This window comes from Mycobacterium sp. E740, assembly GCF_001672895.1.
Classification (GTDB): domain Bacteria; phylum Actinomycetota; class Actinomycetes; order Mycobacteriales; family Mycobacteriaceae; genus Mycobacterium.
In genome coordinates, this window is the sequence record NZ_LZKP01000223.1 from 1 (window position 1) to 9,344 (window position 9,344).

General features: G+C 65.6%; 10 protein-coding genes and 1 pseudogene. 7 read left to right on the plus strand and 4 right to left on the minus strand.

All coding sequences use genetic code 11. The annotated features are described in order from the left end of the window. Window positions 1-205, plus strand: a pseudogene (locus A5663_RS23705) (halogenase); the annotation flags it as partial. On the opposite strand, the gene A5663_RS21675 reads toward A5663_RS23705, so the two are convergent. Then, window positions 154-954 carry an NAD(P)/FAD-dependent oxidoreductase gene (locus A5663_RS21675; RefSeq protein WP_231976868.1) on the minus strand — a complete coding sequence of 267 codons (801 nt, stop codon included), beginning with the start codon at window positions 952-954 and terminating at the stop codon, window positions 154-156. The pseudogene A5663_RS23705 and the gene A5663_RS21675 overlap by 52 nt on opposite strands. Before the next feature lie 554 nt (window positions 955-1,508). Here A5663_RS21675 and A5663_RS21680 point away from each other — a divergent pair. Next, the gene (locus A5663_RS21680; RefSeq protein ID WP_369816687.1) at window positions 1,509-2,723 is read left to right on the plus strand and encodes a glycosyltransferase; all 1,215 of its coding nucleotides are present in this window, start codon (window positions 1,509-1,511) and stop codon (window positions 2,721-2,723) included. A 132-nt stretch (window positions 2,724-2,855) separates the two neighbouring features. Here A5663_RS21680 and A5663_RS21685 read toward each other — a convergent pair whose 3' ends face one another. After that, complete coding sequence (locus tag A5663_RS21685) at window positions 2,856-3,659, minus strand: ParA family protein (protein WP_068153789.1); 804 nt, start codon at window positions 3,657-3,659, stop codon at window positions 2,856-2,858. Window positions 3,660-3,709: 50 nt separating this feature from the next. Here A5663_RS21685 and A5663_RS21690 point away from each other — a divergent pair, with 50 nt between their 5' ends. Genes A5663_RS21690 through A5663_RS21700 form a run of 3 tightly spaced genes read left to right on the plus strand, consistent with a single transcriptional unit; the run spans window position 3,710 to window position 5,897 of the window. Continuing rightward, a complete protein-coding gene (locus A5663_RS21690) occupies window positions 3,710-4,321 on the plus strand; it encodes an acid phosphatase (protein ID WP_068153795.1) in 612 nt (203 codons plus the stop codon). Further along, complete coding sequence (locus A5663_RS21695) at window positions 4,318-5,424, plus strand: isochorismate synthase MenF (protein ID WP_068153790.1); 1,107 nt, start codon at window positions 4,318-4,320, stop codon at window positions 5,422-5,424. The genes A5663_RS21690 and A5663_RS21695 overlap by 4 nt, the downstream gene beginning before the upstream one ends. Beyond that, entirely contained in the window at window positions 5,412-5,897 is a 486-nt protein-coding gene (locus A5663_RS21700; protein WP_068153791.1) for a GNAT family N-acetyltransferase, read from the plus strand. Before A5663_RS21695 ends, A5663_RS21700 begins: the two co-directional genes overlap by 13 nt. On the opposite strand, the gene A5663_RS21705 is transcribed toward A5663_RS21700, so the two are convergent. Then, window positions 5,846-6,298, minus strand: coding sequence for a hypothetical protein (locus tag A5663_RS21705; RefSeq protein ID WP_231976869.1), 453 nt, complete (start codon window positions 6,296-6,298; stop codon window positions 5,846-5,848). The two genes, A5663_RS21700 and A5663_RS21705, sit on opposite strands and share 52 nt — an antisense overlap. A gap of 40 nt (window positions 6,299-6,338) precedes the next feature. Between A5663_RS21705 and A5663_RS21710 the strand changes: the two genes are divergently transcribed. After that, window positions 6,339-7,295 (plus strand): diacylglycerol kinase family protein, encoded by a 957-nt coding sequence (locus tag A5663_RS21710; protein WP_068153792.1) that lies wholly within the window; start codon window positions 6,339-6,341, stop codon window positions 7,293-7,295. A gap of 260 nt (window positions 7,296-7,555) precedes the next feature. Continuing rightward, on the plus strand, window positions 7,556-7,810 hold the full coding sequence (whiB1, locus tag A5663_RS21715; RefSeq protein ID WP_014208822.1) for a transcriptional regulator WhiB1: 255 nt from the start codon (window positions 7,556-7,558) through the stop codon (window positions 7,808-7,810). 115 nt (window positions 7,811-7,925) lie between these two features. Here the strand turns inward: whiB1 and A5663_RS21720 are convergent. Then, window positions 7,926-9,344, minus strand: a 1,419-nt coding sequence (locus tag A5663_RS21720; RefSeq protein WP_068153796.1) for a sensor histidine kinase, incomplete at its 5' end; no start/stop codon positions are given.

Sequence of the window (9,344 nt, forward strand, 5' to 3'; positions counted from 1 at the left end):
CGTTGGAATAGTCGCCGACCCGGCGTTTCACGCATTCGACGAATTCAACACCCTGGTCAGAGCCAAGTCGTGGCTGTGGGCACATGAACCGCAGTGTGCTGCGATGCTCGCGGAGCACGACGACCTGATCTTGGACTTCCGGGTCATGAAGAATTACAGCCACGACTTGGCTCTGACCAGGGTGTTGAATTCGTCGAATGCGTGAAACGCCGGGTCGGCGACTATTCCAACGCTGGTGGCACCGGACGCCAGTCGAATGAGCCAGACCCAATATCCCTCGCCCATCAAATGATTGGTGGACATCGCGCGATCGCCTTCGACGAGACGCGCCCGCCAGTCCCTGTCATCGCTCCATCGACCGATATCGATTTCCGCGGCGACACGGAACCAGGCGGCACTGCAGTGATGCTCAGTGGAGCGCTTCAGATTCAACTGCCGCGACAGGACCCGGTTCCGGCCAGACGCATCGACTACCCAGTGCGCCGTTGAGCGAGTGATCGCGTCGCCGTTCTGGATGGATACTGTGTGCGGAAGATTCTCGCTCCCTAATTCGACATCGCGCACGCGGCCGTGGGCGATAGCGACACCTTCTGCGATGCAACGTCGTATGAGCTCATTTTCCAGTCTGCCGCGATCGATCTGGTAAGTCACCTGCGGCACGAATGATGATCCTCCGATTTCGACGCGTTGGGCGATATCGGTGTTTCCGTTGTTCGAGAAGAACATTCGAAGACCCATCTTGCGAAGCTGGAGAGCCTGCAAGTGGTCGGCCAATCCGAGTTTGTCACGCAAGTAGTGCGCTGACACTTCGACCGTCGACTCGCCGACCGTATGGGTAATCTCCGGCACCGGATGTGCGTTCGGCTCAATAACCAAAACACGGGCGGTAGGACGCGCACGACGAATCTCCAACGCCAATGTCAAAGCTGAAACGCCGCCTCCGAGGATGCTCACATCGTGATCCGTCCTGGGTTCATCGGCATGAGAGAGGCGAGACCTGATGCGTTGAGCGAGAACCTCTCGGCTCTCTTGACTCATTTGCGAGACCTGCGATCGAACGTCCATGCGCCACCCCCCTTCGAGTGTCGATGATGTGCCCGAGCGGTCAGCCGTCGCGCAGGCGCCGGCGCTGCAGTAGAACGACTGTACGAGCACCATTCGATGCGAAAACGATGCATCATTGATCGAGCGAATCACACACTTGGCGAATGAGCAGCGTGAAGAGTGATTACCGATTTGTGACGTCTCCGCAAGCGGCTTCGAGCGCCCAGATCTCGACGGAACAGCGGAAACCCTGCGCTTCGATTCGTGGGGATGGGAACGGCGGTTTCGTTGCGACCGTCCGGTTCTGCTGACGTTGGGGGTACCTAGCTGCCTTTTCCAACTATCCAGTGTGACAAGTTGTTGGCATGGCTCGGATTCTTCTAGCGGCTGCTCCTATCCCGGGCCACGTCATGCCGCTCCGGCGGATAGGCGCGGAGCTATGCAAACGCGGCGAGGACGTCGCCATGCTGACCGGAGTCGAGTACCACGATCAGGTCACGGCCGAGGGCATGCGATTCTTCACGTTGCCGGACGAGGCAAGACCGGCACGGCCGTCTGTCACTCGTCCGATGGCTGGCTCCCGACTGAACACGGTTTTGGACAGATGGAAGCAAGGCCGCTTAGACCTCGCTTCGGTTTTCATTTCACCGCTGAATGCGCAATTTGAGGCATTGCGACGGGTGCTAGCCGCCTCTCGTTTCGACGTTGTGCTATGTGATCTCGCGTTCACCGGAGCGCTTGCGCTGTTGCTGTCCGGCGTGCCACGCCCGCGAGTGGTCGTGTGCGGCGTCGGGCCCCTCATGTTGTCCAGCGTGGACACTCCTCCGTTCGGCGTGGGCTGGCAGCCACGGCACCAAACGAGTTACCGCGCAATGAATATCGTCGTCCAGCGGGTCCTATTCCGCGGCATCCAGCGATCCCTCAATCGATCACTCGAGGAATCCGTGGGGGTCGGTGCGCCCGTGTTCATTGCCGATTGGCCCCTGCTGGCGGATTGCATGCTGCAGCTAACGGTTCCCCAATTGGAGTATCCGAGAAGCGATCTTGCTTCATCGGTCGTCTTTTCCGGCCCGATTCTTGCCACGCTCAACGCCGAGGAGTGGGAACGTCCACAGTGGTGGCCGTTACTGAGCGAAGGCCGCAAGGTCGTCCATGTCACCCAGGGAACGTGGGACAACGGTCACCTGAACCAGCTGATAATGCCGACAGTGAAAGCTTTGCGCGATCGGGCGGATGTGATGGTTGTCGTGACAACTGGGCGGCGAGGTCAACACACCCTGGATCAGCCTTGTCCACCGAACGTGTACGTCACTGACTTCATCGACTACACCCAGTTGCTGCCGTATGTCGACCTGATGGTGACCAACGGCGGATACGGCGGCGTACACGAAGCCCTTGCTCACGCCGTTCCGCTCATCATCGCCGGCCAGACCGCCGACAAGCACGAAGTGGCGGCGCGAGTCGCCTATGCCGGCGCCGGACTCGACTTGGGCACCGCGCGACCTACCCCGGCGACGATCAGCGACGCGGTGCAGCGAGTGATGCGTACAGAAAGCTATCGTGCTGCGGCGACGGCCCTCCAGCGCAGGATCACCGAGTGCCGAGCACACGAGACAATCGCGGAACTTCTGGAGATTTCATTGGACAACAGGCGTTCCGAGTCCCAGCATCAAAACTGAAGCCCGCCGTTACATGAGGCCGTGTGGACTGCAAAGCGCGGCTCGATCGCGTGGCTATAGCTGCGTTACAGAACGGTTCCCCACGATCCCATCCAATATTAAAGACTCCGTGCCGGCTGATCGATGACCTCCCTAGATCTCCGGCGCGAACGTCGGCATCGGCTTGCCGTTCTTCCAGTGCTTCAACAGCGCCTCCGCCAACTCGCGATAGGCGAACGCGCCCTTGTTCTTGCGACTGGACAGCACCGAGGCGCCCGACGCGCTCGCCTCTGCGAACCTGACCGTGCGCGGGATCGGCGGGGCGAGCACCGCCAGGTCGTAGCGGTCGGCGACGTCGAGCAGGACGTCGCGGCTGTGCGTCGTGCGTGAGTCGTACAGCGTGGGCAACGCTCCGAGAAGATTGAGCTCGGCGTTCGTGATGGCCTGGACGTCGGCGATGGTCCGCAGGAACTGCCCGACGCCGCGGTGCGCCAACGTCTCGCACTGCAGCGGCACGATCACGTCGTCGGCGGCGGTCAGCCCGTTGAGCGTGAGCACGCCGAGCGACGGCGGACAGTCGACGAGTATGACGTCGAAGCCCTGACTGATCTTGGCCAGCGCGCGCTTGAGCGCGTACTCCCTACCGGCCCGCATCAGCAGCATCGCCTCGGCCCCCGCCAGATCGATGTTGGCAGGCAGCAGCGTCATCCCCTCGGGGGTGTCGACCAGCGCGGCGTCGGGTTCCACCTCGCCGAGCAGCACCTCGTGGATCGACACCGGCAGCTTGTCGGGGTCGTGCCCCAACGAGAACGTCAACGACCCCTGCGGGTCGAGGTCCACCACCAGGACCCGCTTGCCCTTCTCCTGAATCGCCGCACCCAGGGACGCCACCGTCGTCGTCTTGGCTACCCCACCCTTTTGATTGGCGACCGCAAGTACTCGCGTCACGGTGTTCATCGTTGCACGGGTCGGTCGCCGCGACTGCCCGTGCGGCAGAATCAATCAGCGTGGCCGTTCTGGAGCACCGCCTGATACTCCTCCGACATGGCGAGACGGAGTGGTCGAAAAGCGGTCGGCACACCGGTCACACCGACCTGGAACTCACCGAGACCGGCCGCGAGCGCGCCAAGCTGGCGGCCGAAGCGCTGGCCGAACTCGAACTGGACAACCCGCTGGTGGTCAGCAGCCCGATGCGGCGGGCGGTCAGCACCGCGGAGTTGGCGGGACTCACGGTCGACGAAGTGTCTCCCCTGCTGCAGGAATGGAACTACGGGCGCTATGAGGGCCTGACGACGCCGCGAATCCGCCAGACCGTCCCCGACTGGCTGATCTGGACCCACGGCGCCGACGGCGGTGAGAGTGTCGCCGACGTCTCCGAGCGCGCGGACCGCGCCGTCGAGTCGGCGCTTTCCCACATGGAGTCTCGCGACGTGGTGTTCGTCGGGCACGCGCACTTCTCGCGCTCGGTGATCGCGCGCTGGGTGGAACTGCCCGTGCAGAGCGGTATCCGGTTCGCGATGGCGCCCGCCTCGATCGCGGTGCTCGGCTTCGAGCACGCGGTCCGCCAGATCATCGCGCAGGGGCTGACCGGCCACCAGGACCCGTGTAAACCGCGGTGACTCGCGAACCGTCCTTCGTCCTGGCCTCCCGCGGCGCCGCCGTCGTCGCCGAGGGGGTGCACACCGCGTTCCCTCATGTCGCCGACGCGCGTGCTGCGCTGGCTTCGCACAGCGCCCCGATCATCGTGGGCGCGTTGCCGTTCGACATGACCAAGCCCGCCGCGCTGATCCGTCCGCAGAGCATCCAGTTCCTCGACGCCATGCCGAACTGGCCACTGCGCGAGCTGCCTGACGTCGAGATCGCGCAGACGCTGCCGGACCCGGGCGAACACCGCTCGCGGGTGGCCGCCGCGGTGGCCCGCCTGACCGACCCGTCGACCGGGTTGCACAAAGTCGTGCTTGCCAGGGCGCTGCGGTTGGCCGCCCACGGCCCGCTGGACGCGCGCACGATCCTGCATCGGCTGATCGCCGCGGACCCCGCCGCCAACGGCTACCTCGCCGACCTGACCGCCGCGGGTGGCGGTTACTCGGGCACCGCGCTGGTGGGCGCGAGCCCGGAACTGCTGGTGGCCCGCCGCGGCGACGAAGTGGTCTGCGCGCCGTTCGCGGGCTCGGCACCGCGCTCCCCCGACCCCGCGGTCGACGAGGCGAACGGCGCGGCGTTGGCCGCCTCGGCGAAGAACCGCCACGAGCACCAGTTCGTCGTCGACACCATCCGCGAGGTCCTCGAACCGCTGTGCGCCGACCTCGACGTCGCAGCCGAGCCGGTGCTGCACAAGACCGACGCGGTGTGGCATCTGGCCACTCGGATCACCGGCAAGCTTCGCGAAAGATCCACCACTGCACTGGATCTGGCGGTCGCTCTGCATCCCACACCGGCGGTGGGCGGCGTGCCGACGGCCGCTGCGGCCGATCTGATCGCCGAACTGGAGGGCGACCGCGGCTTCTACGCCGGCGCCGTCGGCTGGTGTGACCAACGCGGCGACGGCCGCTGGGTCGTGTCGATCCGGTGCGCACAGCTGTCGGCGGATCGCCGCAGCGCCGAAGCGTATTCCGGGGGCGGGATCGTCGCCGAGTCCGATCCCGACGACGAACTCGACGAAACCACAACGAAATTCACCACCATCCTCAACGCTCTGGGAGTCAGACCGTGTCCGAGCTGATCCGCCGCGTGCGGCCGGGCGACGAGCCGGAACTGACCGCGATGATCCACGAGCTCGCCGAGTTCGAACACGCCGCGAGCGAATGCACCGTCACCGAAAACCAGTTGCGGCGAGCGCTTTTCGCCGGGCCCGCGGTGCTGCACGGTCACCTCATCGAGGTCGACGGGTACGCCGCCGCGAGCGCATTGTGGTTCCGCAACTTCTCCACCTGGGATGGCGTCGCAGGTATCCATCTGGAAGACCTGTTCGTCCGTCCGCAGTTCCGCAGGCGCGGGCTGGGCCGCAAACTGCTGGCCGCCCTGGCCCGCGAATGTGTCGAGCAGGGATACAGCCGGCTGTCGTGGGCGGTGCTCGACTGGAACGTCAACGCGATCGCGCTCTACGAGGCCGTCGGCGGCAAGCAGCAGACGGAGTGGATCACCTACCGGGTGTCGGGTCCCGAGCTGTCCGCGCTGGCCGCCGAATCGCCCTGAGCGCCCACCCACTGCAGGGTGGCCGGGCTGAACAGCAGGCCCAGGGTCACCACCGCGACCACACCGAGCGGAACGGCGTACATCCACTGGTGCGAGCCCGGTCCCATGTACCAGACCACCGGAAGCAGTAGCAATTGGGCGAACACCGCGATGCCTCGGCCCCATCGTCGACCGGTCCACAGCGCCCAGGCCGCGGCGAGCACCGCCGAGCCCATGATCGCGAACCAGAGCGCGGTGCCGTACTTGTTCAGTCCCGACTCCTCGGCCCCGCCGAACCCGCTCACCACGTACACGAGCGCTGCTGTCAACGCGCCCGCCCCTTCTAGGGCCACCAGCACAGCGGCTTGCCGCACGGTCGTCGGCGAGGGAGTCGGCGAGGGACTCGACGGGGACACGGTCACGCCACCGAGCGTAAACCGTGGCCGGATAGGCTCGACCCTCGTGCGCGCCGTGCTGATCGTGAACCCCAACGCCACGTCGACGACTCCGGCCGGGCGCGACCTGCTGGCCCATGCGCTCGAGAGCCGGGTGAAACTGACCGTCGCACATACCGATCACCGCGGTCATGCCATCGAGATCGCCCGCGACTCGGCACGCGCCGGCGTGGAGCTGCTGATCGTGCACGGCGGCGACGGCACGGTGAACGAAGTGGTCAACGGCATCATCGAGATCGGCGGTCCCGGCGCCGAGGCGCCCGCCGTCGGCGTGGTACCCGGCGGGTCGGCGAACGTGTTCGCCCGCGCGCTGGGGATCAGTCCGGACCCGATCGAGGCCACCAATCAGCTCGTGGACCTGCTGTCGGAGTACCGCCATCGCCGCTCATGGCGCCGGATCGGGCTCATGGACTGCGGAGAACGGTGGGCGGTGTTCACCGCCGGTATGGGGGTCGACGGTGACGTGGTCGCTGCCGTAGAGGCACAACGCGCCAAGGGCCGCACGGTGACGGCCTCCCGTTACGTGCGCGTCGCGATCCGCGAAATGTTGGCCAATGCCCGCAAGGAGCCGTCCCTGACGTTGCACATGCCGGACCGCGAACCGGTCGACGGCGTGCATTTCGCGTTCGTGTCCAACGCCAGTCCGTGGACCTATGCCAACGCCAGGCCGGTGTGGACCAACCCGACCACGACCTTCGAGACGGGGCTGGGCGTGTTCGCCAGCACCAGCATGAACGTCTGGGCGAATCTGAGGCTGGTGCGCCGGATGCTCTCGAAGAAGCCGCGGATCGAAGCCAAGCACCTGGTCCGCGACGACGACCTGCCGTGGCTGCAGCTCACCAGCGAGACGCCGGTGGCCTGCCAGATCGACGGCGACTACGTGGGCTTGCGGGAGTCGATGAGGTTCACCGCGGTTCGCGACGCGCTCGGTGTCCTTGCGCCGGGGCCGACAGAACGCCTCTGACCTGCGGTGAAGGCTCTGCAGCGTACGCTTTGAGGCGCAGTCGGATCGGAGTTTAGTACAGACGGGCGAGCGATGTGCGAAGCCACCTGGCTAGTGACATTGCGCACTTGTTAACTCACGAGTATTGACATCTGTCCAGCCTGTGAAAGCATCGAAGCAACGTTGCTGAAACATTCAATGTGCATGCGTTAAACAGCCGAAGAATAAAAGCGTGCGCTGTGCTGCGCACACCGGACGTGTATGACGAGGAGTTTGATCTTATGGATTGGCGCCACAAGGCGGTTTGTCGCGATGAGGATCCGGAGCTGTTCTTCCCCGTGGGAAACAGCGGACCGGCGCTCGCTCAGATCGCTGACGCAAAGCTCGTTTGTAACCGCTGTCCCGTGACCACCGAGTGTCTCACCTGGGCATTGGAGTCCGGCCAGGACGCCGGCGTGTGGGGCGGCATGAGCGAGGACGAGCGTCGCGCGCTGAAGCGGCGTAACGCTCGCACCAAGGCCCGCAGCGGGGTCTGACCCCTCCCAGTTCGACAAATTACGGCCCCGGCAACTGTCGGGGCCGTATCTTTGTGCCGGATTAATTAGCGCCAATTCGCGACAGCAATAGTCAATTCGCGAAATACGAAGTGCTTTAGTTCGCGGCTCGGCGCTGGCGGCCCAGCGGCACCCGCAACACGACATCGGTTCCGCCGGCGGCCACCTCGTGCATGCTCAGCGACCCGCCCAGTTCCGCCGACACGAGCGTGCGCACGATCTGCAAGCCGAGCCGGTCGGCCTTCTCCAGGCTGAACCCGTCGGGCAGTCCGCGACCGTCGTCGTGCACGACGATGTCGAGCCACCGCGCCGACCGTTCGGCCCGGATCGTCACGCACCCCTGCTGTACCTCGGGGTCGAATGCGTGCTCGATCGCGTTCTGCACCAGCTCGGTGATGACCATGATCAGCGCGGTCGCGCGGTCGGCGTCGAGCACGCCGAGATCACCGACACGGGTGATGCGGATCGGACTGTCAACTGCGGCAACGTCATTCATCATCGGCAGGATCCGGTCGACGACCTCATCGAGGTTGACCTCCTCGTCCACCGACATGGACAGCGCGTCGTGCACCAGGGCGATCGACGACACTCGCCGCACCGACTCGATCAGCGCCTCGCGACCTTCGGCGTTGTTGGTGCGGCGGGCCTGCAGGCGCAGCAGGGCCGCCACGGTCTGCAGGTTGTTCTTCACGCGATGGTGGATTTCGCGGATCGTGGCATCCTTCGACAGCAGCGCCCGGTCCCGGCGCTTCACTTCGGTGACGTCGCGGATCAGCACCCCCGCGCCGACGGGCCTGCCGTGCACGACCAGCGGCAGCGTGCGCAGGAGCACTGCCGCGCCGCCGGCGTCGACCTCCATGCGCATGCTCGAACCGCCGGCCAGCGAGTCACGAACGTGGGTCGCCAGCTCCTGCGCCTCGAACGGGTCGCCTATCAAGGGGCGGGTGATGCTGACGAGGTTGTGGCCGCCCAGTTCGGCGGCCAGTCCCATCCGGTGGTACGCCGAGATTGCGTTCGGGCTGGCGAAGGTGACCACGCCGGCCTCGTCGAGCCGGATGAACCCGTCACCGACGCGCGGGCTCGACCGTGACATCGCAAGGTCTCCGACGTTGGGGAACGTTCCTTCGGCCAGCATGTGAAGCAGGTCGCGGGCGCAGTCGAGGTACGCGACCTCGAGGGGGCTGGCTTTGCGGGAGGCGAGCGCGGTCTGGTGGGTAAGCACCGCAACGACCTCGTCCTTGTACCGCACGGGGACGGCCTCCACATCGAGGCCGGGTGAAACCTGTTGTCCCGCAGCGTCTCCGACAACGACCCCACCGGAGGTGAATGCCTCGGCGACGACGGGCATCGCGTCGGCGTCGGCCAGGGTGGCGACCGCATCGGCCAACAGCACGGTCGGCGCGGTGTTCGGCCGCACCTGGGCAACGCAGACCAGTGAGCCGTCGTCGCGGCGCACCCACATCAGGAAGTCGGCGAAGGACAGGTCGGCGAGCAGCTGCCATTCCCCCACCACGGG